This window comes from Micromonospora sp. SD12 (assembly GCF_052068495.1).
Classification (GTDB): domain Bacteria; phylum Actinomycetota; class Actinomycetes; order Mycobacteriales; family Micromonosporaceae; genus Micromonospora; species Micromonospora echinofusca.
In genome coordinates this window covers 40,782-67,781 of record NZ_JBQHDF010000007.1, presented here as the reverse complement: position 1 = coordinate 67,781, position 27,000 = coordinate 40,782, and the positions used below count along the sequence as shown (strand labels likewise).

23 protein-coding genes are annotated in these 27,000 nt (G+C 73.5%); 15 read left to right on the top strand and 8 right to left on the bottom strand.

The genetic code is table 11. From position 1 onward, the window contains the following. From ACTMS2_RS15970 to ACTMS2_RS15945, 6 genes are all read left to right on the top strand, one after another. Positions 1-1,713 (top strand): sensor histidine kinase, encoded by a 1,713-nt coding sequence (locus tag ACTMS2_RS15970; protein WP_441176262.1) that lies wholly within the window; start codon positions 1-3, stop codon positions 1,711-1,713. Continuing rightward, positions 1,710-2,162: a response regulator gene (locus tag ACTMS2_RS15965; protein WP_088998277.1), complete on the top strand. Its 453-nt coding sequence runs from the start codon at positions 1,710-1,712 to the stop codon at positions 2,160-2,162. The genes ACTMS2_RS15970 and ACTMS2_RS15965 overlap by 4 nt, the downstream gene beginning before the upstream one ends. Continuing rightward, positions 2,155-2,967 carry an inositol monophosphatase family protein gene (locus ACTMS2_RS15960; RefSeq protein WP_441176069.1) on the top strand — a complete coding sequence of 271 codons (813 nt, stop codon included), beginning with the start codon at positions 2,155-2,157 and terminating at the stop codon, positions 2,965-2,967. The genes ACTMS2_RS15965 and ACTMS2_RS15960 overlap by 8 nt, the downstream gene beginning before the upstream one ends. 192 nt (positions 2,968-3,159) lie before the next feature. After that, positions 3,160-4,194, top strand: coding sequence for a coiled-coil domain-containing protein (locus ACTMS2_RS15955; RefSeq protein ID WP_101412857.1), 1,035 nt, complete (start codon positions 3,160-3,162; stop codon positions 4,192-4,194). Positions 4,195-4,230: 36 nt separating this feature from the next. Further along, positions 4,231-5,784 (top strand): fused MFS/spermidine synthase, encoded by a 1,554-nt coding sequence (locus ACTMS2_RS15950; RefSeq protein ID WP_441176068.1) that lies wholly within the window; start codon positions 4,231-4,233, stop codon positions 5,782-5,784. 70 nt (positions 5,785-5,854) lie between these two features. Next, on the top strand, positions 5,855-7,543 hold the full coding sequence (locus ACTMS2_RS15945; protein ID WP_441176067.1) for a serine/threonine-protein kinase: 1,689 nt from the start codon (positions 5,855-5,857) through the stop codon (positions 7,541-7,543). Positions 7,544-7,554: 11 nt separating this feature from the next. On the opposite strand, the gene ACTMS2_RS15940 is transcribed toward ACTMS2_RS15945, so the two are convergent. Together ACTMS2_RS15940 and ACTMS2_RS15935 are read right to left on the bottom strand one after the other, a co-directional pair. Beyond that, on the bottom strand, positions 7,555-8,187 hold the full coding sequence (locus tag ACTMS2_RS15940; protein ID WP_441176261.1) for a potassium channel family protein: 633 nt from the start codon (positions 8,185-8,187) through the stop codon (positions 7,555-7,557). Positions 8,188-8,215: 28 nt separating this feature from the next. After that, complete coding sequence (locus tag ACTMS2_RS15935; RefSeq protein ID WP_441176066.1) at positions 8,216-9,550, bottom strand: TrkH family potassium uptake protein; 1,335 nt, start codon at positions 9,548-9,550, stop codon at positions 8,216-8,218. Between the two features lie 141 nt (positions 9,551-9,691). Here ACTMS2_RS15935 and ACTMS2_RS15930 point away from each other — a divergent pair, with 141 nt between their 5' ends. From ACTMS2_RS15930 to ACTMS2_RS15905, 6 genes are all read left to right on the top strand, one after another. After that, a complete protein-coding gene (locus ACTMS2_RS15930) occupies positions 9,692-10,816 on the top strand; it encodes a glycerophosphodiester phosphodiesterase (RefSeq protein WP_441176065.1) in 1,125 nt (374 codons plus the stop codon). Between the two features lie 1,076 nt (positions 10,817-11,892). Beyond that, positions 11,893-13,092: a substrate-binding domain-containing protein gene (locus ACTMS2_RS15925; RefSeq protein WP_441176064.1), complete on the top strand. Its 1,200-nt coding sequence runs from the start codon at positions 11,893-11,895 to the stop codon at positions 13,090-13,092. Between the two features lie 5 nt (positions 13,093-13,097). Next, entirely contained in the window at positions 13,098-13,841 is a 744-nt protein-coding gene (locus ACTMS2_RS15920) for an ABC transporter ATP-binding protein (RefSeq protein ID WP_088998286.1), read from the top strand. Next, positions 13,841-14,605, top strand: a complete 765-nt coding sequence (locus ACTMS2_RS15915; protein ID WP_088998287.1) for an ABC transporter ATP-binding protein — start codon at positions 13,841-13,843, stop codon at positions 14,603-14,605. The genes ACTMS2_RS15920 and ACTMS2_RS15915 overlap by 1 nt, the downstream gene beginning before the upstream one ends. Then, positions 14,605-15,495: a branched-chain amino acid ABC transporter permease gene (locus ACTMS2_RS15910; RefSeq protein WP_441176063.1), complete on the top strand. Its 891-nt coding sequence runs from the start codon at positions 14,605-14,607 to the stop codon at positions 15,493-15,495. Before ACTMS2_RS15915 ends, ACTMS2_RS15910 begins: the two co-directional genes overlap by 1 nt. Then, positions 15,492-16,619 (top strand): branched-chain amino acid ABC transporter permease, encoded by a 1,128-nt coding sequence (locus tag ACTMS2_RS15905; RefSeq protein ID WP_441176062.1) that lies wholly within the window; start codon positions 15,492-15,494, stop codon positions 16,617-16,619. Before ACTMS2_RS15910 ends, ACTMS2_RS15905 begins: the two co-directional genes overlap by 4 nt. Positions 16,620-16,750: 131 nt before the next feature. Here the strand turns inward: ACTMS2_RS15905 and ACTMS2_RS15900 are convergent, their stop codons facing one another. Beyond that, a complete protein-coding gene (locus ACTMS2_RS15900; protein ID WP_441176061.1) occupies positions 16,751-17,602 on the bottom strand; it encodes a hypothetical protein in 852 nt (283 codons plus the stop codon). Positions 17,603-17,743: 141 nt separating this feature from the next. Here ACTMS2_RS15900 and ACTMS2_RS15895 point away from each other — a divergent pair, with 141 nt between their 5' ends. After that, the gene (locus ACTMS2_RS15895; protein ID WP_441176060.1) at positions 17,744-19,879 is read left to right on the top strand and encodes a DEAD/DEAH box helicase; all 2,136 of its coding nucleotides are present in this window, start codon (positions 17,744-17,746) and stop codon (positions 19,877-19,879) included. A gap of 165 nt (positions 19,880-20,044) precedes the next feature. After that, the gene (locus ACTMS2_RS15890) at positions 20,045-21,061 is read left to right on the top strand and encodes a hypothetical protein (protein ID WP_441176059.1); all 1,017 of its coding nucleotides are present in this window, start codon (positions 20,045-20,047) and stop codon (positions 21,059-21,061) included. Between the two features lie 123 nt (positions 21,062-21,184). On the opposite strand, the gene ACTMS2_RS15885 is transcribed toward ACTMS2_RS15890, so the two are convergent. From ACTMS2_RS15885 to ACTMS2_RS15875, 3 genes are all read right to left on the bottom strand, one after another. Continuing rightward, complete coding sequence (locus ACTMS2_RS15885) at positions 21,185-21,601, bottom strand: helix-turn-helix domain-containing protein (protein ID WP_101412845.1); 417 nt, start codon at positions 21,599-21,601, stop codon at positions 21,185-21,187. Between the two features lie 186 nt (positions 21,602-21,787). After that, entirely contained in the window at positions 21,788-23,005 is a 1,218-nt protein-coding gene (locus tag ACTMS2_RS15880) for a class I SAM-dependent methyltransferase (RefSeq protein ID WP_441176058.1), read from the bottom strand. A gap of 291 nt (positions 23,006-23,296) precedes the next feature. Continuing rightward, positions 23,297-24,946, bottom strand: coding sequence for a DEAD/DEAH box helicase (locus ACTMS2_RS15875; protein ID WP_441176057.1), 1,650 nt, complete (start codon positions 24,944-24,946; stop codon positions 23,297-23,299). A gap of 314 nt (positions 24,947-25,260) precedes the next feature. Between ACTMS2_RS15875 and ACTMS2_RS15870 the strand changes: the two genes are divergently transcribed. Further along, positions 25,261-25,914 (top strand): ferritin-like fold-containing protein, encoded by a 654-nt coding sequence (locus ACTMS2_RS15870; RefSeq protein ID WP_441176056.1) that lies wholly within the window; start codon positions 25,261-25,263, stop codon positions 25,912-25,914. Positions 25,915-25,975: 61 nt separating this feature from the next. On the opposite strand, the gene ACTMS2_RS15865 is transcribed toward ACTMS2_RS15870, so the two are convergent. Beyond that, positions 25,976-26,203 carry a DUF3107 domain-containing protein gene (locus tag ACTMS2_RS15865; protein WP_441176055.1) on the bottom strand — a complete coding sequence of 76 codons (228 nt, stop codon included), beginning with the start codon at positions 26,201-26,203 and terminating at the stop codon, positions 25,976-25,978. 65 nt (positions 26,204-26,268) lie between these two features. After that, the gene (locus ACTMS2_RS15860) at positions 26,269-26,907 is read right to left on the bottom strand and encodes a TetR/AcrR family transcriptional regulator (RefSeq protein WP_088998297.1); all 639 of its coding nucleotides are present in this window, start codon (positions 26,905-26,907) and stop codon (positions 26,269-26,271) included. Positions 26,908-27,000: the final 93 nt, after the last annotated feature.

Sequence of the window (27,000 nt, the reverse complement as noted above, 5' to 3'; positions counted from 1 at the left end):
ATGCTGCTCACCGTCGTCGCCGTCCTCCTGATCGGGCTGGCGGGCGGCGCGGTGGCGGTGGCGACGAAGAACCGCATGCACATCGACGCGATCCTCAACAAGACCGGGCCGCTGCGGGTGCAGGCGCAGGAGGTGCAGAACGCGCTGCTGGACCAGGAGACCGCGGTGCGCGGCTACGCGGTCAGCGGCAACCCGGCCGACCTGACGCCGTACGACGCGGGGCGCAAGCGGGAGCAGGACCTGGTCGCCTCGATGGAGCGGCTGCTCGGCGACTACCCGGAGATCCGGCAGGAGCTCCTGAAGGTGGAGCAGCGGGCCGAGGAGTGGCGCCAGGCGGTGGCGGTGCCGGTGGTCACCGCGACGCAGCAGAGCGGCACCGCCGCGGGGCAGGCGTTGATCACCGACCAGGCCCGGGAGCAGTTCGACGCGGTCCGCAGCGCGCTGGACGACCTCCAGCTCGAGATCTTCGAGGCCCGGCAGCGGAGCGCCGAGGACGTCCGGCGGACCAGCAACCTGCTGGTCGTCCTGCTGATCGTCGCGGTCGCGGTGGTGATCATCGCCGGCAGCATGCTGCTGGTCTCCCTGGACAAGATGGTGATCCGCCCGCTGACCGGCCTCGCCGACCAGGTCCGCGAGGTGGCCGAGGGCGACTACCAGCACGGCATCTCCGGCACCGGCCCACCCGAGTTCCTCCGGCTCGGCGAGGACGTGGACGCGATGCGGCGCAAGATCGCCAAGGACCTGGCCGAGGTACGGGAGGCCCGCGAGCGCATCGAGTGGGTCAACAGCCAGCTCCAGAAGCAGGCCGAGGAACTCACCCGCTCCAACCGTGACCTGGAGCAGTTCGCGTACGTCGCCTCGCACGACCTCCAGGAGCCGCTGCGCAAGGTGGCCAGCTTCTGCCAGCTCCTCCAGCGCCGCTACGCGGGGCAGTTGGACGAGCGGGCCGACCAGTACATCGCGTTCGCGGTCGACGGCGCGCAGCGGATGCAGCGCCTGATCAACGACCTGCTCGCCTTCTCCCGGATCGGCCGGCTCACCACGGGCTTCACCGAGGTCGACCTGAACAAGGTCATGGGCGACGTGGCCGGCCAGACCGAGGCGGCCCGGCAGTACGCCGACGCGGAGCTGACCTGGGGCGAGCTGCCGGTCATCCGCGGCGAGGAGCCGTTGCTGACCAACCTGCTGGCCAACCTGGTCAGCAACTCGGTGAAGTTCCGCCGCCCCGACGTACCCCCGAAGGTGCACGTCTCGGCCCGCCTCGTGGGCGACGAGTGGGAGATCAGCTGCCAGGACAACGGCATCGGGATCGAGCCGGAGTTCGCCGACAAGATCTTCGTCATCTTCCAGCGGCTGCACGCCAAGGACGCGTACCCGGGGACCGGGATCGGGCTGGCGATCGTCAAGAAGATCGTGGAATACCACGGCGGCCGGGTCTGGGTGGACACCGGCACCGAGGAGGGCACGGCGATCCGCTTCACCCTCCCGGCGCTGCCCGAGGATGTCGAGGCGGCGGCCGCCGCGTCCGCCGCGACCGACGAGGCGCCGACCGACGAGCCCACGACCGGGGACGGCGACGAGCCCGGCGCCGAGGCGGGTGCGGGCACCCCGGCGCAGGCCGACCGACGCGCCGACGAGACGGAGACCACGGACGGGCCCGACCGGGCACCGGAAGGCGGTAGAACGGGTGACATGAGGGAGACGGTGGGATGACCGCGCCGGCGGACGGCAAGAGCCCGATCGAGGTCCTGCTGGTGGAGGACGATCCGGGTGACGTGTTGATGACCCAGGAGGCGTTCGAGGAGCACAAGCTCCGCAACCGGCTGACCGTCGTCTCCGACGGCGCCGAGGCGCTCGCCTACCTGCGGCGGGAGGGCCGGTACGCCGACGTCGTGCAGCCGGACCTGATCCTGCTCGACCTGAACCTGCCCCGCCGCGACGGGCGGGAGGTGCTGGAAGAGATCAAGTCCGACGAGCAGCTCTGCCGGATCCCGGTGGTGGTGCTGACGACCTCCCAGGCCGACGAGGACATCCTGCGCAGCTACCAGCTGCACGCCAACGCGTACGTGACGAAGCCGGTGGACTTCGAGCGCTTCATCTCGGTGGTCCGGCAGATCGACGAGTTCTTCGTCAGCGTGGTGAAGCTGCCGCCGCGTGGCTGACACCCTGCTCGACGACGTCGGTGGTCTGCTGCGCGAGACCGCCGACCAGGTCGTGCTTCCCCTGTTCCGCAAGCTCGACGCCGCCGACATCAGCGAGAAGGCGCCGGGTGACCTCGTCACCGTCGCCGACCGCCGCGCCGAGGAGATCATCTCGGCGGCCCTGCGCCGGCTGCGCCCCGGCTCGGTCGTCGTGGGCGAGGAGGCGGTCGCCGACGACCCGGCCCTGCTGGAGCACCTGCGTGGCTCCGGCGACGTGTGGCTCGTCGACCCGGTCGACGGCACCTCGAACTTCGCGGCCGGCCGGCAGCCGTTCGCGCTGATGGTGGCGCTGCTGACCGACGGGGATCCCGTCGCCGCCTGGGTGCTCGACCCGCTCGCCGGGACGCTGGCCGTCGCGCGCGCCGGCGAGGAGACCCGGCTCGACGGCCGGCCGGTGCGGACCGGCGACCGCGCGCCCGCGCTCGACGCGGTGCGCGGCGCCGCGATGTCGCACGCCCTGCCGGCCGCGCCGCGCGCTCTGGTCGAGGCGGGCGGCGCGCGGCTGGGTGAACTGCTGCCCGGCCTGCACTGCGCCGGCCGGGAATACCTGGACGTGCTGACCGGGGACCAGGACTTCGTGCTCTTCTGGAGCACCCTGCCGTGGGACCACGCCCCGGGTTCCCTGCTGGTGCGCGCGGCGGGCGGGGTCGCCCGGCGCTTCGACGGCACCGACTACCGCCCGGGCGACGACGGCCACGGCCTCCTGGTGGCCGCGAGCGAGCACATCTGGGCGGAGGTACGCGAGGCGCTGCTCGGCGGTGCGTGACGTCGACGCGACACTGCGTCGACGTTCGGTGCTCCGGGCGTTCGTGGGCCTGGTCGGGACGGCTCCGTCCGGTATCCTGACCGCCGGTCTCCGCCAGCAGGCCGCCGTCCGGCGCCCGGCGGGGGCCGCCGCCGCGCCACGCCGTCGTCCGGGGCCGGCGGCCGACGGAAGGATGCTTTCGTGCGCAGGACCATGCCCGCCGGGCCTGACGGCCGCCGCCCGCTGACCGCCGTGCGGCGTGCCCGCCGCCCGCTGGCCGCGCTGCTCGTCGCCGTGGCGCTGCTCCTCGGCGTCGGTGCCGTGCCGGCGTACGCGGAGCCCAACGAGGGCGGCACCAAGAAGCTGCGGGACGCCCTGGAGGCGACCGCCAAGGCGCACATCGAGGCCAAGGGGCGGCTGGACAACTCCAAGGCCCGGCAGAAGCGGCTGGTGGGGCAGCTGGGGGCCCTGGAGGTGCGCCTGGTCGAGCTGACCGCGCAGGTCGGCGAGGTGGCCGCCCAGTCCTACCGGCTGGGCCGGCTGACGCCCACGTCGATGCTGCTCAACAGCACCTCGCCGGAGACGTTCCTGGAGCGGGCGGCCAGCCTCGACCTGATGGCGCAGCGCGACGGCAGGCGGCTGCGCAGCCTGACCGAGGCGCGCGAGCAGGCGCGGCAGGCCAAGATCGCCATCGACACCGAGGTCCGGGAGCAGCAGAAGCAGCTCGCGGTGATGGCGAAGAAGAAGAAGGAGGCCGAGGCGGCGCTCGCGGCGGTCAGCTCGGGTGGCAGCGGCGGCTTCAGCGGCGGCAACTCCGCCTCGGCGAGGCCGGCCCCCCGCAACTCGGACGGCTCGTGGCCGTCGGAGTCCTGCTCGGTGAACGACCCCACCACCTCCGGCTGCATCACGCCCCGCACGCTCAACGCCCTCAAGCAGACCCAGGCCGCCGGCTACAAGCGGCACGTCTCCTGCTACCGCAGCGGCGGCTCCGGCGAGCACCCCAAGGGCCGCGCCTGTGACTTCTCGGCCGCCACCAACGGGTTCGAGGACAGGACCGCCACCGGCGGGGACAAGGCGTACGGGGACAGCCTGGCCGCCTGGCACGTGCGCAACGCGAGCCGGCTCGGCGTGCTCTACGTGATCTGGTACCGGCAGATCTGGCACCCCGGCACCGGCTGGCGGGCGTACGGCGGCAGCGGCAGCCCCGCCGCCGACCACACGAACCATGTTCATCTCTCGATGTACTGACCCGCGGGCCCAGTTTTCCTGCGTACCATCGCGCGGGTGAGCTCCGCATCCTCCGACGTCACGGTCCCGCCCGCCACACCGGCGGCCTCGACCACCCGGGCCCTGCCCAACGGCCTCGCCGCGTTCCTGGTCTTCTTCTCCAGCGGCGCCGTCCTGGTGCTGGAGACCGTCGCGCTGCGGCTGGTCGGGCCGTACGTCGGGGTGACCCTCCAGGTGACCAGCTCGGTCATCGGCATCGCCCTGGCCGCCATCGCCTACGGCGCGTGGACGGGCGGCTGGCTGGCCGACCGGCGCAACCCGCGGGTCCTGCTGGCGCCGGCGCTGGTGCTGGCCGGCATCGCCACGGCGGTCACCCTGCCGGTCGTCCGGTACGCCGGTGAGGTGCTGCGCGGCGGGGCGGCCTCGGCCATCCTGCTGCTCGTCGCGCTCGCCGTCTTCGTGCCGGCGGCCCTGCTCGCCGCCGTCACCCCGCTGGTGGTCAAGCTCCAGCTGGCCGACCTGCGGCGCACCGGTCAGGTGGTCGGCCGGCTCTCCGGCATCGGCACGCTGGGCGGGATCACGGCCACCCTGGGCACCGGGTTCGTGCTGGTGGCCGCGCTGCCCAGCACGGTCATCCTGTTCGCCCTGGCGGCCTCGCTCGGGCTCACCGGGCTCGGCCTCGGGGTGTGGCTGCGCCGCCAGGACCGCGCGGAGCTGCCCGGCCCCGCCCGTGCCAAGGCCGCCCTGGCGGTGCTCGGTCTCGTCGGCGCCGGGCTGACCACGGTCGCTCCGAACCCGTGCGACATCGAGACCGCCTACCACTGCGCCAGCGTGGAGTCCGACCCCGGCCGGGACTCCGGCCGCACCCTGCTGCTCAACTCGGCGCAGCACTCGTACGTGGACCTCGCCGACCCGACCCACCTGGAGTACGCGTACACGCGGTGGATCGGGGCGGTGGCCGACGTGGTCGCCCCGAAGGGGCAGCGGCTCGACGCGCTGCACCTGGGCGGGGGCGGGTTCACCGTGCCCCGCTACCTGACCGCCACCCGTCCGGGCACCGACAACGTCGTGTTCGAGATCGACGGCGGGCTGGTGGAGCTGGGCGAGCGGCAGCTCGGCGTACGCCAGGGGCCGGACCTGCGGGCGGTCGTGGGTGACGCCCGGCTGCTGGTCGCCGCGGAGGCCACCGACAGCCGCGACCTCGTGGTCGGCGACGCGTTCGGGCACCTCGTGGTGCCCTGGCACCTCGCCACCCGGGAGATGGCCGCCGAGGTCCGCCGGGTGACCCGCCCCGGCGGCGTCTACGTGCAGAACGTCATCGACTACCCGCCGCTGCGCTTCATCCGCAGCGAGCTGGCCACGGTCGCCGCCGAGTTCCGGCACGTCGCGTTGATCGCCCCGGCGGCGGCGCTCGCCGGGCGGGAGGGCTCGAACTTCCTGATCGTCGCCTCCGACGCCCCGCTGCCGCTGGAGGCGGTCCGCGCCCGGCTGGCCGAGCTGCGGGAGGACGCCAGCCTGCTGGCGGGCGCGGACCTCACCGCGTTCGTCGGTGAGGCGCTGGTGCTGACCGACGACTACGCGCCGGTGGACCAGCTCCTCGCCACCGCCTGAACGGGTGAATCGCTGACCGATTCCGACCCTTGAGGTGTAGCCGGGTCGGTCCGGGGCAACAACGAACCTCATGGGTGGAGCGAACCGGGACGGCGCACAACTGCTGGGTGAGCGGTACCGGCTGATCGAGCAGCTGGGGGCGGGCGGCATGTCCGTGGTCTGGCGCGGCTACGACGAGGTGCTCGGCCGGCAGGTGGCGGTCAAGGTGCTCGCGTCGCGGCTGGCCAGCGACCGCGCGTTCCGGCACCGCATCCGGATCGAGGCGCAGGCGGCGGCCCGGCTGTGCCACCCCAACATCACCAACGTCTACGACTACGGCGAGTCCGAGCAGGTCGGCCTGACCGTGCCGTACGTCGTCATGGAGCTGGTCGACGGCGAGTCGCTGACCGGCCGGTTGCGCCGGGGCAGCCTGCCCTGGCGGGAGGCGGTGACGATCGGCGCGGAGGTCACCTCGGCGCTGGCCACCGCGCACGCCCGCGGCGTGGTGCACCGCGACGTCACCCCCGGCAACGTCATGCTGACCGCCACCGGCGTGAAGGTGGTCGACTTCGGCATCTCCGCGCTGGTGGGCGAGAAGGAGAAGGGGCCGGACGGCGCCCTGCTCGGCACGCCCGCGTACCTGGCCCCGGAGCGCCTCGACAACGGTCAGGTCTCCCCGGCCACCGACGTGTACGCGGTCGGTCTGCTGCTCTACCGGATGCTCACCGGCCGGCTGCCCTGGCAGGCGAGCACCACCACCCAGATGCTGCGCGCGCACATGTACAACGATCCGGAACCGATGCCGCCCGTGGCGGGGCTCCCCGACGAGGTGCGCGACCTGGTGGGTCGCTGCCTGGCCAAGCGCCCCATGGACCGGCCCGCCACCACCGAGGTCGCGCGGACGCTCGCCGAGGCCGCCGGCATGGTGGCCGCGGTGCCGGTCTCCCCGGCGGCGGGGCCCGTGGACGAGGCCGCGCTGGCCGCCGCCGGCACCACGATCCTGCCCTGGTCCGCCGCGACCGACGCGCTGCCGTTCTCCCGTACGCGCAACCGGCGCGCGGCGATCCGACGCCGGCGGATCGAGGCGGGGGTGGCCGCCGCCGGCCTGGTGGCGGTGACGGCGGGAATGTGGGGTTTCACCTCCCGCAGCCCGGCCAGCGGGGGCATCGACCAGCCCACCCAGGCACGGATGGGCGCGCAGGCGCCGACCACCCCGCCCTGCCGGGTCGTGTACGCGCTGCGTACGGACTCCGGCAAGGACTTCGCCGCCGAGCTGACCCTGACCAACACGGGCGGGCGGGAGCTGCGGGACTGGCGGCTGAGCTTCACCTTCCCCGGCCAGCAGACGGTGACGAAGGCGACGCCCGCCCCGGTACGCCAGCAGGGGAGCACGGTGGTCGTGCAGCCCGCTCCGCAGCGCGCCGCGCTGGCCCCCGGCGCGTCGGAGAAGCTCACCCTGACCGGGCGGCACACGGGCCTCAACCCGCTGCCGCTGGAGTTCCGCCTCGGCGACGAGGCCTGCGGGGCGCAGGTCTCCGGGGTGGCCGGCGCGGCGCCATCCGTCGCGCCCACGAAGGCCCCCACGAAGGCCCCCACCACGAAGGCGCCGACGAAGAAGGCCGGCACGTCCGCCGGAAGTTCGGGCGGCAGCTCTGCCGGGTCGAAGGCCAAGTCCGACAACTCCGGCAAGGGCAAGGGGTCGGGTGGTGGAAAAAAAGTAAGTCAGGAAACGGAAAGGGAAAGGGACACGGAAAGGGACGATGACGACGACGATGACTGAGCCCGCCGGGGTCAGCTGAGTTCCGCGAACCGTTGCACCTGCCCGATGTCCCCCTCGACGATCAGCATGCTGCCCGGGGCGACCACGGTGGCGTCCGTGGCGTACCGAAAACGTTCACCGGGCAGCTTCACGCCCACCACCCGCACCCCGTAGCGCTCGGTGGGGGTCAGCTCCCCGAGCGGTCGGCCGACCATCGTCTCCGGGGTGCACACCTTGGCGATGGCGAAGTCGTCGCCGAACTCGATGAAGTCGAGCATCCTGCTGACGATGAGGTGGGCCAACCGCTCGCCGGTCTCCGCCTCGGGAAAGATCACGTGGTGCGCGCCGACCGAGTCCAGGATCTTGGCGTGCTTCGTCGAGGTGGCCCGGGCCCAGATCTGCGGCACGCCCAGCTCGGCCAGCGCCAGGACCGTCAGCACGCTCGCCTCCAACGAGGCGCCGATGGCGACCACCACCCGGCCGAAGTCCGCCACGCCGAGTTGGCGCAGCGACCCCTCCTCGGTGGCGTCGGCCTGCACGACGCGGTCGAGCTGCGCCGACCACCGTTGCACCTGGTCCGGGTTGCGGTCGATGGCCAGCACCTCGTGATTCAGCGCGGTCAGCGCCCCGGACAGGTGGCATCCGAACCGGCCCAGTCCGATCACCACGACGCTGCCTTCGGCCGCCGTCTTCCTAGCCGACAATGGGTTGCTCCTCCGGGTAGCGGTACAGCCGCCGCCGGGTGTTCAGGGCGAGCGCCGACCCGAGGGTCAGCGGCCCGATCCGGCCGACGAACATGAGAATGATCAGGGCGATCTGGCCGTTCTCCGGCAGCGACGCGGCGACTCCGACGCTGAGGCCGGTGGTGGTGAGCGCCGAGGTCACCTCGAACAGCGCGGCGTAGAGGGGGACCCCCTCGGTGAGGAAGATCAGCACCACCGTGCCGCAGGCCACCAACGCGAGGCTGAGCAGCGCGACCGTCATGGCCTGCCGCTGGCTGGCGGTGGCCACCCGGCGGTGCCCGACCGTCACGTCCGGCTCCCCCCGCAGCTCCGCCCACATGACGAAGGCGAGCAGGAAGAAGGTGGTCACCTTGATCCCGCCGGCCGTGCTGGCGCTGCCGCCGCCGATGAACATCAGCGCGATGATCAGGGGATAGCTCTCCTCCTCCAGGCTGTCCACGTCGACGACGTTGAAGCCCCCGGTGCGGATGAACGCGTTCTGGGCGAACGTCACCAGGAACCTGTCCGACCAGGCGTAGATGCCGAGGGTGCGCGGGTTGGACCACTCGATGGCGAGCAGGCCGAGGAAGCCCACCACCAGCAGCGTCACGCTGCCCCAGACGGTCAGCTTGGTGGCGACCGCCCAGCGGGTCGGCTGCCGCCACTCGCGTACGGCCTCGAACAGCGCCGGGAAGCCGAGCCCGCCGACGATGGTGCCGATCGAGAGCGGCACCGTGACCCAGGCGTCGGTCGAGAAGGCGACCAGGCTGTCGGTGTAGAGGGCGAAACCTCCGTTGTTGAAGGCCTGCACGGCGTGGAAGAGGCTGCCCCAGAGGGCCCGGCCGAACGGGTAGTCGTAGGTGAGCCACAGCCGGGCGGTCAGGATCGCGGTGATGATCGCCTCGCAGACCAGCGCGAGGCCGGCGATGCGCAGCAGCAGCCGGCGTACGTCGCCGATGCCGAACTCGGCCGTCTCGGCCTGCACCAGCAGCCGGCTGCGCAGCCCCAGCCGCCGGGCCACCACGAGGATCACGAGGGTCGCCCCGGTCACGATGCCGAGGCCGCCGACCTGGGTGAGGACGGTGATCATCGCTAGGCCGAACTCGTTCCAGTAGTTCGGGGTGTCCACGACCGCCATCCCGGTCACCGAGACCGCCGAGGTGGCGGTGAACAGGGCGGTCACGAAGGGGGTGTGCCGGTACTCGCTGGTGGCCCAGGGCAGCATCAGCAGACCGGTGCCGACCAGGATCGTCACCAGGAAGCCGAACGGCACCAGCCGTACGGGATGACGAAGAAGCCGGCGCACCAGACAATCTTCCTTTTCTGTCGCGAGTCGGGTGTGGAAACCGGCATCCCGAGGGTTCACCCGCCGGCCAGGCACCGACCAACTCGCCGTCAACCCGGGCCTGTCTGCTGAGGCGGATTCCTCGACGACAAGGAGACGGCGTTGCGACGTACCCTTTCCGCCCTCGGCCTGGCCGGCGCCCTGCTCGCGGCGGCCGTGGCCGTGCCGGCGCTGACGGCCTCGGCCGCCCCGGCACCCGCCGCCGAGCGCGCCCGGCCGACGGACCGGCCCCTCGTGATCGGTCACCGGGGCGCCAGCGGCTACCGACCCGAGCACACCCTGGAGGCCTACCGGTTGGCCATCCGGCAGGGCGCGGACTACATCGAGCCGGACCTGGTCGCCACCCGCGACGGCGCGTTGGTCGCGCGGCACGAGAACGAGATCAGCGGTACGACCGACGTGGCCGTCCGCCCCGAGTTCGCCGCGCGACGGGCCACGAAGACCATCGACGGCGTCGCGGTCACCGGCTGGTTCACCGAGGACTTCACCCTCGCGGAGCTGCGGACCCTGCGTGCCAAGGAGCGACTGCCCAAGGTGCGCGTCGCCAACACCGCCTTCGACGGCCGCTACCAGGTGCCCACGCTCCAGGAGGTCATCGACCTGGCCCGGAGTGAGGGGCGGGCGCGGGGCCGCACGATCGGCGTCTACCCGGAGACCAAGCACCCGAGCTACTTCGCGTCCATCGGGCTGCCGCTGGAGGAGCCGCTGGTGGAGGTGCTACGGCGCAACGGGCTGACCCGCCGCAACTCCCCGGTGATCATCCAGTCGTTCGAGACGGCGAACCTCCGCAAGCTGGACCGGATGACCGACGTCCGGCTCGCGCAGCTCCTCGACGCCACCGGCCGCCCGTACGACTTCACCGTTGCCGGCGACGCCCGCACCTACCAGGACCTGGCGAAGCCGGCCGGCCTGAAGTGGATCGCCTCGTACGCCGACGGCGTCGGCGCGAACAAGAACCTGATCGTGCCGCGGGACGCCGCCGGCAGGCTGCTCGCCCCGACCACCCTGGTGCGGGACGCGCACCGCGAGCGGCTGATCGTGCACGCCTGGACGTTCCGGGCCGAAAACCAGTTCCTCCCGGCCGACCTGCGCATCGGTACCGACCCGAACGCCCGCGGCGACATCCAGGCCGAGTACGAGCTGTTCCTCGCCCTCGGCCTCGACGGCGTCTTCACCGACCACCCGGACACCGCCGTCGCCGCCCGCGAGGGCCTCGCCCGGCGCTGACCGACTCCGCCGACGCCCGCCGGCCCGCCACCCCACTCCTCGGGTGGCGGGCCGGCCCCGTTCCCGAGGCCCACCAGTCCACGCCGCGGCCACCGGCCTGCCGTCACCGGCCTGCCGTCACCGGCCCGCCGTCACCCGCCCTCGCCGCCACCCGCCCTCGCCGTCACCTAGGCCTGCCGGCACCCGGCCCCGCCACCTGGCCTGCCGGCGTCCGGCCCGCTGGCATCCGGCATCCTGCCGGCAACCGGCCTTCCCACCGGCCGGACCGTGCTGCGCCGTGTCGCAGTCCACGGCTGGCACCTGAGCCAGCACCCTGGGCCCGCGCGACCGCGATCGCGGCATCGCGTACTGGAGAAGAACTACCGCACCTCCATCGCTGTCGAGCTGATGTCGCAGACGATTCAGGCGCACCGGGGTGGCTGCCCGCGACGCTGTCGAGCTGCCCCATGGTCGAGGGCAAGCCCGCGCGGACCGTGGTTCTCCACCGACCGATGATCCACTCGGGGTATCAGGCGGTGTGCCCCGAGATCTTGGTACGGAACCGCCCCTCAAGGGGCGTCAACGCACCAAGATCTCGCGGGAGCGGGAGCGGGAGCGGGAGGCGGGTCGGCGCGGCGGGTCGGGGCGGCCTGACCGGCGGCTGGCTGCGGAAGGGTGTCCCGGCGGCGACCCGCTGGCGAGGCGAGGGCGAGGCGCGGGCGGCCTAAGGGTGGGCTGCAGGCGGCCTGAGGGTGGGGCGCGGGCGGCCTGAGGGCGAGGCGCGGGCGGGGTGAGGGCGGGGGCGCGGGCGGCCTGAGGGCGAGGCGGGGCGGGGTGAGGGCGGGGGTGGCGGGGGCGGGAGGAATACGGCATTCGGTGGGTATCGGTGGCGTGCGGCGACACAGCATCACTTGCGTCGATGGTCGGGGCGCCCATGGCGGATGCGTGGGTTCGTTGCCGCGCCGTGATCCTTGTAACCTCCGGCCACCCCACCCCTGTTACTTGTGTGTTTCAGCCACATAGCCCGTGGGTGACGTCACTTCTAGCGTGAGCCGTCATATGAGTTCCCTACCTCCGAGTCCTCACGTGGAGTCGCAATGACGGTCCGGACGACGCGGCGGGTGTTCCTCTCCGCCGCCACGATGATGGCCGCGGCGCTCGCCGCCACGGCCTGTGGCAGCCCGCAGGACACCGCCTCCGGTGGCGGCGACGGCGCCGCCCCGGTGAAGGTTGGCCTGGTCTACTCCCAGTCGGGAGCCCTGGCCAGCTACGGCAAGCAGTACATCGAGGGATTCAGGGCCGGCCTCGACTTCGCCACCAAGGGCACCAACAAGGTGGGCGACCGGGCCATCGAGGTCACCGAGGTCGACGACGCGGGTGACCCGGCGAAGGCGGTCTCCGCGGCCAAGGACCTGATCGGCAAGGGCAGCAAGATCATCGCGGGCTCGACGGCGTCCGGCGTGGCACTCCAGGTCGCCCCGATCGCCGCGCAGAACAAGGTCCTCTTCATCTCCGGCCCGGCCGCCACCGACGCGGTGACCGGTGCGAACAAGTACACGTTCCGCTCCGGCCGGCAGTCGTACCAGGACGTGGTCACCGCCAAGTCGTTCATCGGCGACCCGGCCGGCAAGAAGGTCGTGGTCTTCGCCCAGGACGGCGCGTTCGGCGACGCCAACGAGGCGGCCGTGAAGGCCGTCATCGGCGGTGCGGGCGCGGCCGTCAGCAGCGTACGGGCGCCGGCCAGCGCCACCGAGTTCACCCCGTTCGCCAGCCAGATCAAGTCCGCCAAGCCGGACCTGCTCTTCGTCGCCTGGGCCGGCACCACCGCCCCCGCGATGTGGCAGACGCTCGACCAGCAGGGCGTGCTCTCCTCCACCACGGTCGTCACCGGCCTGGACATCCGGGCCTCGTGGCCGACGTTCGGCGCCGCCGGCAGCAAGATCTCGTTCCTGTCGCACTACTTCGACGGGGCCTCCGACAACGAGGCCGTGAAGGCGCTGAAGGCCAAGGTCGGCACCGTCGACCTGTTCCACCCGGACGGCTTCGCGGCCGCGCAGATGGTCGTCCGCGCCATCGAAGAGGGCGGCGACGACGTCGAGAAGATGGTCAAGGCCCTGGAGGGGTGGAGCTTCGACGGGGTCAAGGGCAAGATGACCATCCGCGCCGAGGACCACGCGCTGCTCCAGCCGATGTTCCAGGCCAAGCTGACCGGCAGCGGCACCGCGTTCACGGCCACCGCCCAGAAGGCGCTGACCGGGGACGAGTCCGCGCCGCCGGCCGTGGCGATGAAGGGCTGACAAAGATGCTCGCCACCCGCGGTCTGACCTGGCGGATCGGTGAGGTCGCCATCGTCGACGGCGTCTACCTCGACCTGGCGCCCGGGGAGTTCCTCGGCGTCATCGGGCCCAACGGCGCCGGCAAGACCTCACTGTTCAACCTGATCACCGGCGTACGCCGGGCCACGGAAGGTCGGATCACCCTCGACGGGCAGGACATCGGCTCCCTGCCGCCGCACAAGCGGGCCCGTCTCGGCCTCGGCCGTACCTTCCAGGCATCCTCGGTCTTCGGTTCGCTCAGCGTCCGGGAGAACGTCCGGCTCGCCGTGCAGGCGCACCGCGGGGGCTCGATGAAGCTGTGGCGGCGGGCGGCGGCCGACCGGGAGGTCGCCGCCGCCGCCGACGCGGCGCTCGACCGCGTCGGCCTCGCCCACCGGGGTACGGCGCTGGCCGGCACCCTCGCCCACGGCGAGAAGCGGAAGCTGGAGATCGCCCTGCTGCTCGCCGGGGAGCCCCGGGTCATGCTGCTCGACGAGCCGATGGCCGGGGTCAGCGCCGAGGACGTGCCCGAGCTGGTCTCGGTGATCCGCTCGCTCACCGGTGACAGCGGCCGGTCGGTGCTGATGGTCGAGCACCACATGGACGTCATCCTGGAGCTGGCCGACCGGATCGCCGTGATGCACCACGGCGCGCTGCTGGCCTGCGACACCCCGGAGACGGTGATGGCCAACCCCACCGTGCAAGAGGCCTACCTGGGGGAGTCGCTCTAGTGGAACCCATTCTCAGCGTGGAGAACCTGTCGGTCCGCATCGCCGGGCTGCACATCCTCCAGGGGGTGTCCTTCACGGTCGCCCCGACCGGCGTCACCGTCCTGCTCGGGCGCAACGGCGTCGGCAAGACGACCACCCTGCGCGCGATCGTCGGCCTCACCCCGCCCGCCGGCGAGGTGCGCGGCGCCGTCCGGATGGGCGCCCAGAGCCTGCTGGCCCGGCCCACCCACCGGCTGGTCCGCGGCGGGCTGGGCTACGTGCCGGAGGACCGCTGCGTCTTCGCCGGGCTCACCGTCGCGGAGAACCTCCGGCTCGCCGAGCGGCGGGGCAGCACCCCGGCGTACGACAAGGTCTTCGCGCTCTTCCCGGAGCTGGACCGGCGCGGCCGGCAACGGGCCGGCTCGCTCTCCGGCGGGCAGCAGCAGATGCTCGCGATCGGCCGGGTGCTGCTCAACGACAACCGGCTGCTGCTGGTCGACGAGCCCACCAAGGGGCTCGCGCCGAAGGTGGTGACCGAGGTGGCCGAGGTGCTGGAACGGGTCGCCGAGTCCGTGCCGGTGCTGCTGGTCGAGCAGAACCTGGCCGTGGTGCGGCGGCTCGCCCGCGACGCGGTCGTGCTGGCCGCCGGTCGGGTCGCCTGGACCGGCGACGCGCAGGAACTGCTGCTGGAGACCGCCCTGACGAAGTCGCTGCTGGGCGTCGGCTCGGCGGAGGGACACCACCCCGCCGGTACGCCGGCCGGCGCGCGGAAGGACCAGCACTGATGGACACCGTCATCCTGTTGACGCTCACCGGGCTCGGCCTGGCGGCGCTCTACTTCCTGGTCGCCAGCGGGCTCTCCCTGGTCTTCGGCCTGGCCGACGTGCTCAACTTCGCGCACGGCGTCTTCCTCGGCGTCGGCGCGTACGGGACCTGGTGGGCGGCGCACAACCTGCCCGGCGCCGGGTCGGACGGCTTCGGCTTCGTGCTCGCGGTCGCCTTCGGGGTGGCCGCCGGCACGCTGGTCGCGGTGCTCGTCGAGCTGGTGCTGATCCGGCCGCTCTACTCCCGCACCATCGAGCAGGTGCTGGTCACCGTCGGCCTCTCGCTGGCCGGCGTGGCGCTGCTCCAGGCCACCTGGGGCGCGGACGCCCGGCCGTTCCCGCGCCCCGAGTGGACCCGGCAGGTCACCTCGATCCTCGGCGCCAACGTGCCCAACGGCGGCCTGCTGCTGATCATCGCCGCGGTGCTGGTGCTCGGCGCGATCCTGGCCTTCCTCCGCTGGACCCGCTACGGCCTGATCATCCGGGCCGGCGTGGAGAACCGGGAGATGGTCACCGCGCTCGGCATCGACGTGCGCAAGGCGTTCACCCTGGTCTTCGCCATCGGCGGGGCGGCGGCGGCGCTGGCCGGCGCGCTCGGCGGCGTCTACTTCGGCACCGTCTCGCCCGGCCAGGGCGGCTCACTGCTGATCTTCGCGTTCATCGTGGTGGTCATCGGCGGGATGGGCTCGGTCATCGGGTCCGCGTACGCGGCGGTCGCCGTCGGCCTGACCCAACAGTTCGTCAACTACTACGGCACCTCCGGGCTGGGCGACATCTGCGTGGTCGCGCTGCTGGCCGTGGTGCTGCTGCTGCGCCCGCAGGGCATCGCCGGAAAGGTGGCAACGGCATGACCGAGGTCAAGAGCCCCGAGGTTCCGGCGCCGCCCGCGGCGGTGCCCGACGAGCTGACGCCGGGGCACCGGCGGTGGCACGGGCTGCGCCCGTACCTGCCGCTGGTCGCGCTGGTGGTGGCGCTGATCCTGCCGTACTCCACGCTGCACCTGCCGGGCGTCTTCGAGGGGGCGCTGAACTCGCCGGGCACCCTGCAACTGCTCGCCGTCTGTCTGGTCTTCGGGGGCCTGGCCGCCGGGTACGACCTGCTGTTCGGGCGCACCGGGATGCTCTCCTTCGGGCACGCCCTCTACTTCGCCGCCGGCGTCTACGGCACCGACATCCTCGTCACCAAGGCGGGACTGCCGCTGTGGCAGGCCGGGCTGCTCGCCGTCACCGGCGGCACGATCCTCGCCGCGCTGCTCGGCGCGGTGGCGCTGCGTACCGTCGGCATCGCGTTCGCCATGGTGACGCTCGCCTTCGCCCAGGTCGGGGCGATCCTGGTGGCCCGCGACTTCGGCGGGCTCACCGGCGGCGAGGAGGGGCTGCCGCTGGACGTGTCCGGGCTGCCGCAGGGGCTGGTCGGGGTCACCAACACCGTCAACCTCTACTGGCTGGCGCTGGCGTACCTGGTCGTGGTGGTCTTCGTGGTGCACCGGGTGTCGGGCTCACCGACCGGGCGGGTGCTCGCCGGCCTGCGCGACGACGAGCGGCGGATCGGGGTGCTCGGGCTCGACCCGTACCGGTTCAAGCTGGTGGCGTTCACCCTGGCGGGTGGGCTGGCGGCGGCCGGGGGCGTGGTCTACGTCCTGATCGTCGGCGGTGCCTCGCCGCACATCACCTCCTCCGAGTGGACCCTGGCGCTGCTGGTCATGGTGGTGCTCGGCGGGCCGGGCACGCGGTGGGGCCCGGTGATCGGCGGCATCCTCTACATGTACCTGGACCACCGGCTGGTCGCGTTCGGCACGTCCGACGCGGTGGAGGCCCTGCCGGCGTTCCTGAGTAACCCGCTGTCGCAGCCGCTCTTCGTGCTCGGCACGGTCTTCATCCTGGCCGTCTACTTCTTCCCCGGCGGCCTGGCCAGCCTCGCCCCGCGCGTGGCGCTCCTGCGGCACTCCCTGCGCGCCCCGTCCCGCCGCCCCTGACGGTCGCGGGCCCCGGCCCCGCCGACGTGGAGTTGCCGCCGCCCGGCGACGGCTCCCCATCGGCGGGGCTTCCGCGTGGGGTCGCGGTCCCCTCGTGCGACCGCGACCCCGTCTCCCCGTGTCCTCGTACGTCAGCCGTTCAGCAGCTCGTACGCCGAGGCCGGCGCCTTCTGCGCCTGGCTGCCCGTCGGCTCGGTGACCTTCGGGGCCTTGCCGAAGTCGAAGTACTTGACGACGTACTTCGTGGCCTTCCGCTTGCCGGCCGCCGGGATCTCCAGGGTGAGCGAGGTGAGGTTCCCGTCCGCCCCGACGACGGCCGTGAACGGGACCGTCTTCGCCGCCTCGCCGAGCGCGTCGACGTCCACGGCGTCCGCCATGGCCTGGCGTACGTGCTCGCCGTGGGTCAGGTCCACGGTGCCGGTGTAGGTCCCGCCGCCCTGGTCCGTCACGGTGTCTCCCGCCGCCCGGAGGATCGCGCCGGTGTTGCCCGGGTCGGCGCCCTCGTAGTACGGCACGCTGGCCGGGTCGGTCAGCTTCGCGTGGTCGAGTTCCATCCACTTCTTTGGCAGCTTCAGCATGCTGCTGAGCTGGTCGGCGCCGTCGAAGCTCACCTTCATCCAGGAGCGCTGTTCGATCAGGCGGAAGGACAGCTTCATCGTGAAGTCGAGTTCCTCGTCCTTTTCGGTGACGGTGAGGTCCATGCCCTTGCCCGCCGGGTCCACCACGCCGGTGACGGCGCCGCTCGGGTCGCTGCCGCTGAACCGGAAGGTCGGGTCCTCCTCGGTGGGTACCGCTGCCAGGAGCGTGCTCTTCGGGTTGGCAGACGGGGAAGCCGACGGGGTCGGGGAGGAGGCGGCCGGGGCGTCCTGGGCGTCGTCGTCCCCGCACCCGGCGACCAGCGAGGTCGCGGCCACCAGGGAGACGGCGGCCGCCGCGACCCGCCGGACCCTTCCGGCGGGGCCGGCCTGCTGCGTGATTCGCATGATTCTCTTTTCTGGCTGGACTGTTGCCGCCGCAGATCTTGGCACGCCACCCTGCCGCCGCGTGGCCCCCGAGGTGCCGTCCGGACCGGTCCGCCGTGCTCACGGAAACGGGACGTCCGTCGTAGCTGGTAGAAATGCCGGATGAGCCAGGATCGGACGGCGGTACGGGAGCGGGCCGAGGCGGTGCTGCGGCGGTTGGCCGGCGAGCACGCCCGACTCCGGGAGGACCAGTGGCGGGCGATCGAGGCGCTGGTGGTCGACCGCCGTCGGGTGCTCTGCGTGCAGCGCACCGGGTGGGGCAAGTCGGCGGTCTACTTCGTGGCCACCGCCCTGCTGCGGGACCGGGAGGCTACCGGCGCAGAAGAGGTCGCTGGCCCCACCGTGATCGTCTCGCCGCTGCTGGCGCTCATGCGCAACCAGGTCGAGTCGGCGGCCCGCGCCGGCATCCGGGCCCGCACCATCAACTCCGCCAACCTCGACGAGTGGGACGAGATCACCGCCGAGATCCACGCCGGTGCGGTGGACGTGCTGCTGATCAGCCCGGAACGGCTCAACAACCCGGACTTCCGGGACACCGTGCTGCCGAAGCTGGCCGCCACCACCGGCCTGCTGGTGGTCGACGAGGCGCACTGCGTCTCCGACTGGGGGCACGACTTCCGGCCGGACTACCGCCGGCTGCGTACGTTCCTGGGCAACCTGCCCGAGCGCACCCCGGTGCTGGCCACCACGGCCACCGCCAACGCCCGGGTCACCGCCGACGTGGCGGAGCAGTTGGGCGACGCCCTCGTGCTGCGCGGCAGCCTCGACCGGGAGTCGCTTCGCCTCGGCGTGGTCGAGCTGCCGAGCCCGGCGCACCGGCTGGGCTGGCTCGCCGACCACCTGGACCGGCTGCCCGGCTCGGGCATCGTCTACACGCTGACCGTCGCCGCGGCGGGGGAGACCGCCGAGTTCCTGCGTTCCCGGGGCTACGCCGTCGCCTCCTACACGGGCCAGGCCGAGGACGCCGACCGGCGGGCCGCCGAGCAGGACCTGCTGGACAACAAGATCAAGGCGCTGGTCGCCACCAGCGCGTTGGGCATGGGCTTCGACAAGCCCGACCTCGGCTTCGTGGTGCACCTCGGCGCGCCGCCGTCCCCGATCGCGTACTACCAGCAGGTCGGCCGCGCCGGCCGGGCCGTCGCGCACGCGGAGGTGCTGCTGCTGCCCGGGGCCGAGGACGCGGCCATCTGGCGCTACTTCGCCTCGCTCGCCTTCCCGCCCGAGGAGCAGGTCCGTGCCGTCCTGGCCGCCCTGCACACCGACCGGCCGCTCTCCACCCAGGCGCTCGAACCGATCGTCGACCTGCGGCGGGCCCGGCTGGAGCTGATGCTCAAGGTGCTCGACGTCGACGGCGCGGTCCGCCGGGTGCGCGGCGGCTGGCTCGCCACCGGGGAGCCCTGGGTCTACGACGAGGCCCGGTTGCGCCGCGTCGCCGAGGCACGCACCGCCGAGCAGCAGGCCATGCGGGAGTACGCGGCCACCGCCGACTGCCGGCTGCGCTACCTGCGCGAGTGCCTGGACGACGCCGACGCCGCCGACTGCGGCCGGTGCGACCGCTGCGCCGGCCCGCTCTTCACGGCCGACGTGTCGGACGCCGCGCTGAGCGCCGCGCAGACCTTCCTCGGCCGGCCCGGGGTGGAGATCGCGCCCAAGAAGCTCTGGCCGACCGGGCTGGAGGCGGTGGGCGTACCCCTGAAGGGGCGGATCGCCCCGGCGGAGCAGGCGTTGCCGGGGCGCGCGGTGGGGCGGCTGTCCGACCTGGGGTGGGGCGGCCGGCTGCGCGACCTGGTCGGGCCGGAGGCGGCGGACGTCGCCGTCCCCGACGACGTGGCCGCCGCCGTGGTCGAGGTGCTGAAGGCGTGGGCGCACGGCGACGAGCGGTGGCCGCGCCGCCCGGTCGGCGTGGTCGCGGTCGGTTCGCGCCGCCGGCCCCGCCTGGTCGGCTCGCTCGCCGAGCGGATCGCCGCCGTGGGCCGGCTGCCGCTGCTCGGGCAGGTGACGCCGGCCGGCGCGCCCGCCGGGGGCCCGCGCGGCAACAGCGCCCAGCGGGTACGCGCCCTGCACGGCGCCTTCGCCGTGCCGGACGAGCTGGCCGACGCCCTCGCCGGGCTCGACGGGCCGGTGCTCCTCGTCGACGACCTGGTCGACTCGGGCTGGACGATGACGATGGCCGCCCGGGAGCTGCGCCGGGCCGGCGCCCCCGACGTGCTCCCCCTCGCGCTGGCCGTGGCCGGCTGAGCCGCCCGCGCCGCCGATGCTTCCCGGCAGGGCCCGAGCTGCGGCGACGTCGGTCATGCAGCGATCGGGAAAGTTCCCGGCGGGAGCGGACTGCGACCGTCGCCACGCCGCACCGCCGGCGGGCCGGCGTCGTGCCGACGGGCGGTAGCGTGGGCGGCATGACCCATGAGCAGCACGGCCGTGACCGGGACGGCGGCGGTGCCTGACCAGGTGTCGGCGGCGCCCGACCACGCACCGGACGTGCCGGACAGCGTGACCACCGCCCCGGAGCAGGTGTCGGCCGTGCCGGACCGGAGCACCCTCCGGCTGGCGCTGGTCGTCGGCGGGCTGGTGCTCGCCGTCCTGCTCGGTTTCGGCCTCGGCCGGCTCGACGGCGGCGGCCCCTCCGCGGCGGTGGGACCCGACAGCGCCCTCACCGGGCACAGCCACGCGCCGGGCACCGGCGCCCACGAGCACGGCGCCGACCAGGCCGCGGCGGCGCAGGCGGGCGGCCTCTCGGTCAGCTCGGCGGGCTACACCCTCACCCCGGTGGCCGCCGCGTTCACCGCCGGCCGTCCGGGCGAGCTGCGCTTCCAGGTGCGGGACGCGCAACGTCGGCCGGTGACCCGGTTCGCGGTCGTGCACGACAAGCCGATGCACCTGATCGTGGTGCGGCGCGACCTGACCGGCTACCAGCACCTGCATCCGACGATGGCGGCCGACGGCACCTGGTCGGTGCCGCTGACCCTGCCGCAGGCCGGGGTCTGGCGGGCGTACGCCGACTTCACCGCGCTCGCCGACGACGGCCGGCAGACCGCCGTGACCCTCGGGGTCGACCTGACCGCGCCGGGCGGCTACCAGCCGAGGCCGCTGCCGGCGGCGGCGTCCTCGGCCACCGTCGACGGGTTCACCGTCAGCTACCAGGGCACACCGCAGGCCGGCGTGACCGTGCCGCTGACGTTCCGCGTCGACTCGGCGGGCGGGCGCCCGGCGCTGGAGCGCTACCTCGGCGCGTACGGGCACCTGGTCGCCCTGCGCGAGGGGGATCTCGGCTACCTGCACGTCCACCCCGAACCGCAGCCGGTCGACGGGGCGGTGACGTTCTGGGTGACCGCGCCCGACCCGGGCCGCTACCGGCTCTACCTGGACTTCCAGGTCGCCGGCGTGGTGCGGACCGCCGAGTTCACGCTCATCGTGGCCTGACCTCGCGACTGCCGCCCGAAGCTGCGTCCTCCAACGGTGATCAGGACACCGTGGACCTCAAGAGCGCCCGACAGCGTCCACGCGTCCTGATCACCGGCGCGCACCGGGTGGCGGGTGGGGTGCTCAGCCGGCGCGGCGGATGGGGCGGCGGGCCAGGTAGCGCAGCAGGTCGCGGATGTGGTGCTTCTCCTCGGCCGGCACGGTGGGGTCGGCCAGCCGTTGCAGGATCACCCGGACGTCGGCCTCGACCGGGCCGTCGTCGACGCGGCGGCGGGGTGCGGCACCGGCGTCGGGCAGACCGAGCGCGCGGAACGCCGCCGCGACCGGCAGGTCCAGCGCTGCGCAGAAGCCGCGCACCTTCGCCAGCTCGGGGTAGTCCTGCCAGTCCCCGGCGAGCCAACGGAACACGGTCGACCGACCGACGCCCGTGTGGGACGCCAGGTCGGTGACGGTCCAGCCGCGTTCCTCGCGGGCGTCGTCGATGGCGCGCCGCACGAAACGTGCGAAGGCCATCTGCGGCGAAACCTCTACGGAACCCATCCCTGCGGGTCTTCCCTCCCGGCCGGCACCCGGCGGTGCGCCCTTGAGGGTAGTACGGAAAGGTAAGGAAACGATTGACTGACCGACCAGACCGTCTCGTGTACGGGATGTTCCGCCCTCCGGAATGGCGCGGATCACACCCCACGGCCGCCGCTCAGGCGGGCGGGCGGCACGGGCGACGTCCCGTCAGCGGGCGGCCGCGACGTCGTCGGGCACCGGGGCGTCGGGCACCGGGGCGTCGGGGGCGGCGTCCGGCGCGGGCAGCGGTGGCAGCAGCGCCGCCAGCCGTGGGGTCACCGCCCACTGGTCGATGAGTTCCCGGTACTCCGCCCGCTGGGCGACGGTGGGCGCGGTGCCCGTGCGTCGCGCGCGGATGAGCAGGTTGCGCGGGGTGTGCCGGGAGTCGACGAACTCCACCACCTCGGCCCGGTAGCCGTGCAGCCGGAGCAGCCCGGCCCGCAGCGCGTCGGTGAGGACGTCCGCGAAGCGCTCGCGGAGGATGCCCTGCCGGGTCAGCAGCTCGTACGGCGCCGGGGTCGGCCGCGTACGCAGCTGGGCCGCGACGTCGTGGTGGCAGCAGGGCGCGGCGAGCACCCAGCGGGCCCTCCAGCGCACCGCCCGGGCCAGCGCCTCGTCGGTGGCGGTGTCGCAGGCGTGCAGGGCCAGCACCAGGTCGGGGGCCGGCTCCACGACGGCGTCGGCGATCGTGCCGGCCACGAAGCTGACCCGGTCCGCCCAGCCCAGCCGCTCGGCCAGCTCGGTGTTGCGTCGCCGCTGGTCCTCCCGGACGTCCACGCCGACCAGCTCGACGTCGAGCCCGCGCTGCGCGAGCCACCGGTACGCGGCGAAGGTCAGGTAGGCGTTGCCGCAGCCCAGGTCGACCACCCGCAGCGGCCCGGTCAGGTCGTCCGGCAGGGTCGCCGCCAGCGCCCGCAGGAACGCGTCGACCTGGCGGCGCTTCGCCGCCGAGCCACCGATCTCGGCGAAGATCGGGTCGCCGGGATCGAGCAGGTACTCCTTCGCCCGGTCGTGCCCACCCGGCTCGGCGGCCGGCCGGCTCGCGGCGGCCCGGTGCACCTGCGCCTCGCCGGACTTGGTGACCCGCAACTGGAGCGTGGCGTCGGCCGTCTCCACGTGCCAGTTGCCGAACGGCTCGGCGAGCAGCGCGTCCACCGCCGCGTCCGCCTCCGGGCCCGGGGCCACGTTGCGGGTGTACGGGCGGGAGCCGTCGGAGGTGGAGATCTGCAACCGGGCGCCGGCCTTGAGCGCGACCGGCCGCAGTTCGGCGCGGACCATCGAGGGGCGGTGACCACGGCGTCGGCCGGCGGCGACCGCGCGGGTGAGTGCCGGGTCGAGCAGCAGTGCCCGGACCTCGGTCAGGGCGGCGTCCAGCGGTTCGGGCATTGCTCCATCTTCCTCGTCGACCGGCGGCCTCCCCGGCACACGGGGTGTCCGCCGGGGGCTCTTCCCCGTGGGGCAGCCGCCCGGGGCCGGTGCCCCACGGGGCCAGCGTGTCCGCCCGGGGTGAGTGTCTTTGGCCGGGGTCAGCGTCCGCCCAGGGCCGGTGCCCGTCGGGGTCAGCGTCAGCCCAGGGCCGGTGCCCGCCCGGGGTCAGTGTCCGCCGGGGCAGGTGTCCGCCCGGACGAGGAGATCCCCCGGACACCGGTCCGGGGGATCTCGGGTGACGTTCGTCGGTCAGTCGGCGGTCGCCTCGGCCGGCGTACCGGCGGCGGAGCCACCACGACGGCGCCGGCGGCGGCGGGGCTTCGCGGCCTCGCCCTCGGCGGCGGCCGGGGCCTCGCCCGCCTCGGCGGCGATCACCGTGGTCGGCTCGCCCGCGACGGTCTCGCCGGCACGGCGACGACGACGGCGACGCGGGATGCGCGGGCCCTCCTCGGCGGCGTCGGCGGGCGCGTCGGTCACCGGTGCGTCGGTCGCACCACCGGCGCGGCCCGGACGGCGGTCACCGCGACCGCGACCCTCGCCGCGTCGGGCGCCCCGGCCGCCCTCGCCCCGGCGGGACCGTCCGCCGCCGAGGTCCTCCTCGACCTCGGCCGACAGCCCGGCGCGGGTGCGCTCGGCGGTCGGCAGGGTGCCGCTGACGTCGGTGGGGATGTGCAGCTCGGTGTAGAGGTGCGGGGACGTGTGGTACGTCTCCTGGGGCTCCGGCATGTCCAGGCCCAGCGTCTTGTCGATGATCCGCCAGCGGGGCATGTCGTCCCAGTCGACGAAGGTCACCGCGACGCCCGTCGCCCCGGCCCGGCCGGTACGACCGATCCGGTGGGTGTAGGTGTCCTGGTCCTCGGGGCAGTCGTAGTTGATGACGTGGGTGACGCCGCTGACGTCGATGCCGCGCGCGGCCACGTCGGTGGCGACCAGGGTGTCGATCTTGCCGGCCCGGAACGCCCGCAGTGCCCGCTCCCGCGCGCCCTGCCCGAGGTCACCGTGCACGGCGGCGACCGCGAAGCCCCGGAAGTCGAGGTCTTCGGCGACCCGGTCGGCGGCCCGCTTGGTGCGGGTGAAGATCATGGTCAGCCCGCGCCCCTCGGCCTGGAGGATCCGGGCCACGATCTCGATCTTGTTCATCGAGTGGGTGCGGTAGGCCAGCTGCTCGGTCTGCGGCGACGGGCCGGTCTCGGCGGTGTGCCCGGCGTGGATCGTCATCGGCTGGCGCAGGAAGCGCCGGGACAGGGTGACGATCGGGTCCGGCATCGTGGCCGAGAAGAGCATGGTCTGCCGGTCCTCCGGCAGCATCGCCAGGATCTTCTCGACGTCGTCGAGGAAGCCCAGGTCGAGCATCCGGTCGGCCTCGTCCAGCACCAGCGCGCGGACCCGGTCCAGCCGCAGGTGCTTCTGCTTCTGCAGGTCCATCAGGCGGCCGGGGGTGCCGACCAGGATCTCGACGCCCTTGCGCAGCGCGTCGATCTGCGGCTCGTACGCCACGCCACCGTAGATCGGCAGCACCCGGACGCCCCGGGTCCGGCCCGCGGCGGCGAGGTCCTTGGCCACCTGGATGCCCAGCTCACGGGTGGGTACGACGACCAGCGCCTGCGGCACGCCGTCGCTGCCCTCGCCCGGCGCGAAGACCCGCTCCAGCAGCGGTACGCCGAAGCCGAGGGTCTTGCCGGTGCCGGTGGGCGCCTGGCCGATCATGTCGATGCCGCGCATCGCGATCGGGATCGCGTACTCCTGGATGGCGAAGGCGCGGGTGATGCCGGCCGCGGCCAGCGCGTCGACGGTCTCCTGACGCGCGCCCAGCTCGGCGAAGGTGGGTGCCTCCGGGCGTACCGGAGCGGTGGCGGCCAGTTCCTGGCCGTCCATGAGGTCTTGAGTCAGCTCGCTCATGTGGATTTGGGGGTGCCCTCTCGTGGGTGCGCCCCGTCATGTCCTCAGGGCGCGTTCGGTGTGGCGCGGGCCACACGGTCGGCGGCAGACTGCCTTGCCGGACCGGGCCGCACGCGCGCCGCGGGCCTCACACTCGACCGAACCGGCTGATCGCTCGGATCAGGCTGGCCAGGTCGGCACCCGCGGCAACTGCTCCATGCTACCTGAACCGGCCCGGAGCCGTCCTGATTCCGTACGCACGCGCCACGCCGGGGGCCATGGGTGTGACTTGCGTCACTCCTGGCCGGGTTGTCGGCGGGCGGTAGCCTGCGCTCGTGTCCGAGACCGATCTGCCCGACCGTGCCGTCGTCGATCTGCTCGGCCTGGTGGCCCTCGGTGAGCTGCTCGCCTTCGAACGGATGGCCGTCGACGCCCGGCTCGCCCCGGACCTGCGCCGGCGGGCGGCGCTGGGCGAGATGGCCGCCGCCGAGATCGGCAACTACCGGCGGCTGGCCGACCGGATCGCCGCGCTCGGCGTACTGCCCGACGACGCCATGGCGCCCTACGTGGCGCCGCTCCAGGCGTACCACGACTCGACCGAGCCGCGGGACTGGGCCGAGGCGGTGACGAAGGCGTACGTGGGCGACGCCATCACCGACGACTTCCTCCGGGAGGTCGCCGCGACGCTGGCCGAGCCGGACCGTCAGCTCGTCCTCGACGTGCTGCACGACTCGTCGTACGCCGACTTCGCCGTCGCCGAGATCCGGGCGGCCGTCGAGGCGGACCCCAGGGTGGCCGGCCGGCTCTCGATGTGGGCGCGGCGACTGCTCGGCGAGGCGCTGTCGCAGGCCGGTCGGGTGGCCGCCGCCGAGGGCGGGGCGTTCGCCGCGCTCGTCACGCGCGGCGGGCGGGTGGACGTGCCGGAACTGTTCCGGCGGCTGACCGCGGCACACACCACGCGGATGGCCGCCGCCGGGCTGAACAACTGAGCGCGACCGGCGGTCCGCGACGGGCGATCGTCCGGCCACCCGTCGCGGCCGACCGGACCACTCAGCGGACGGTGAACCCGACCGCGCGCGGCGACGCCTCGGCGATCTCGACGTAGGCGACCTTGTTGACCGGCACGATGACCCGCCGGCCCTTCTCGTCGGTCAGGGAGAGGGTGCCCTCGTCCCTACCGAAGGCGTCGGTCACGATCTGCTCGATCTCGGCCGGCGACTGCGCGCTCTCCAGGACCAGCTCACGGGGCGCGTACTGCACGCCGATCTTGACCTCCACTGTGCCTCCTCATTCGGGCGAAAGAGCCGCCGATGGGAAGGCTATCCGATCTCGGGGCCGGATGTTCAGGCTGACTCACCTTGCAGCGGGAAGCTGGCGATGCCCCGCCAGGAGAGCGCCGCGACCAGTGCCTCCGCCTCGGCCTTGGGTAGTTGCCGGCCCCGGGCCAGCCAGAACTGCGCGGCGGTCTCGGCCGCGCCGACCAGGCCGGAGGCGAGCAGCTCGGCGTGCGCCCGGCTGATCCCCGTGTCGGAGATGATGGTGTCGGTGATCGCCGCGATGCAGCCCTGCTCCACCCGCTCGACGCGCTGGCGCACCGCCGGGTCGTTGCGCAGGTCCGACTCGAAGACGAGACGGAACGCCTCGCTCTCGTGGTCGACGAAGTCGAAGTACGCGCGCACCGACGCGCCGACGCGCTCCTTGTTGTCGTTGGTGCCGCGCATCGCGTCGTCCACCTTCGCGAGGATCGCGTCGCAGTGCGTGTCCAGCAGGGCGAGGTAGAGCTCCATCTTGCCGGGGAAGTGCTGGTAGAGCACCGGCTTGGAGACCCCCGCCCGCTCGGCGATGTCGTCCATCGCGGCCGCGTGGTAGCCCTGGGCGACGAACACCTCCTGGGCTGCGGCGAGCAACTGCTTGCGGCGCGCGGAACGGGGCAGGCGGGTGGGCCGGCCGGCGGTCTGGGCACCGTTCCCCACAGCGGTCATGGGAACCTCCGAGTTCTTCGTACGAGCCGGCATTTCACCCGAACCGGTCGGGGCCCGGGACCCGTCGCGGAATTGGCCCGCCGCCGTAACTTA

Coding starts and splice junctions, on each gene's coding strand:
- ACTMS2_RS15890 (WP_441176059.1), top strand. CDS start 20,045: ATGAGCAGCACGGCCGTGACCGGGACGGCGGCGGTGCCTGACCAGGTG.
- ACTMS2_RS15945 (WP_441176067.1), top strand. CDS start 5,855: ATGGGTGGAGCGAACCGGGACGGCGCACAACTGCTGGGTGAGCGGTAC.
- ACTMS2_RS15905 (WP_441176062.1), top strand. CDS start 15,492: ATGACCGAGGTCAAGAGCCCCGAGGTTCCGGCGCCGCCCGCGGCGGTG.
- ACTMS2_RS15965 (WP_088998277.1), top strand. CDS start 1,710: ATGACCGCGCCGGCGGACGGCAAGAGCCCGATCGAGGTCCTGCTGGTG.
- ACTMS2_RS15885 (WP_101412845.1), bottom strand. CDS start 21,601: ATGGGTTCCGTAGAGGTTTCGCCGCAGATGGCCTTCGCACGTTTCGTG.
- ACTMS2_RS15900 (WP_441176061.1), bottom strand. CDS start 17,602: ATGCGAATCACGCAGCAGGCCGGCCCCGCCGGAAGGGTCCGGCGGGTC.
- ACTMS2_RS15970 (WP_441176262.1), top strand. CDS start 1: ATGCTGCTCACCGTCGTCGCCGTCCTCCTGATCGGGCTGGCGGGCGGC.
- ACTMS2_RS15895 (WP_441176060.1), top strand. CDS start 17,744: ATGAGCCAGGATCGGACGGCGGTACGGGAGCGGGCCGAGGCGGTGCTG.
- ACTMS2_RS15880 (WP_441176058.1), bottom strand. CDS start 23,005: ATGCCCGAACCGCTGGACGCCGCCCTGACCGAGGTCCGGGCACTGCTG.
- ACTMS2_RS15875 (WP_441176057.1), bottom strand. CDS start 24,946: ATGAGCGAGCTGACTCAAGACCTCATGGACGGCCAGGAACTGGCCGCC.
- ACTMS2_RS15910 (WP_441176063.1), top strand. CDS start 14,605: ATGGACACCGTCATCCTGTTGACGCTCACCGGGCTCGGCCTGGCGGCG.
- ACTMS2_RS15925 (WP_441176064.1), top strand. CDS start 11,893: ATGACGGTCCGGACGACGCGGCGGGTGTTCCTCTCCGCCGCCACGATG.
- ACTMS2_RS15955 (WP_101412857.1), top strand. CDS start 3,160: ATGCCCGCCGGGCCTGACGGCCGCCGCCCGCTGACCGCCGTGCGGCGT.
- ACTMS2_RS15860 (WP_088998297.1), bottom strand. CDS start 26,907: ATGACCGCTGTGGGGAACGGTGCCCAGACCGCCGGCCGGCCCACCCGC.
- ACTMS2_RS15920 (WP_088998286.1), top strand. CDS start 13,098: ATGCTCGCCACCCGCGGTCTGACCTGGCGGATCGGTGAGGTCGCCATC.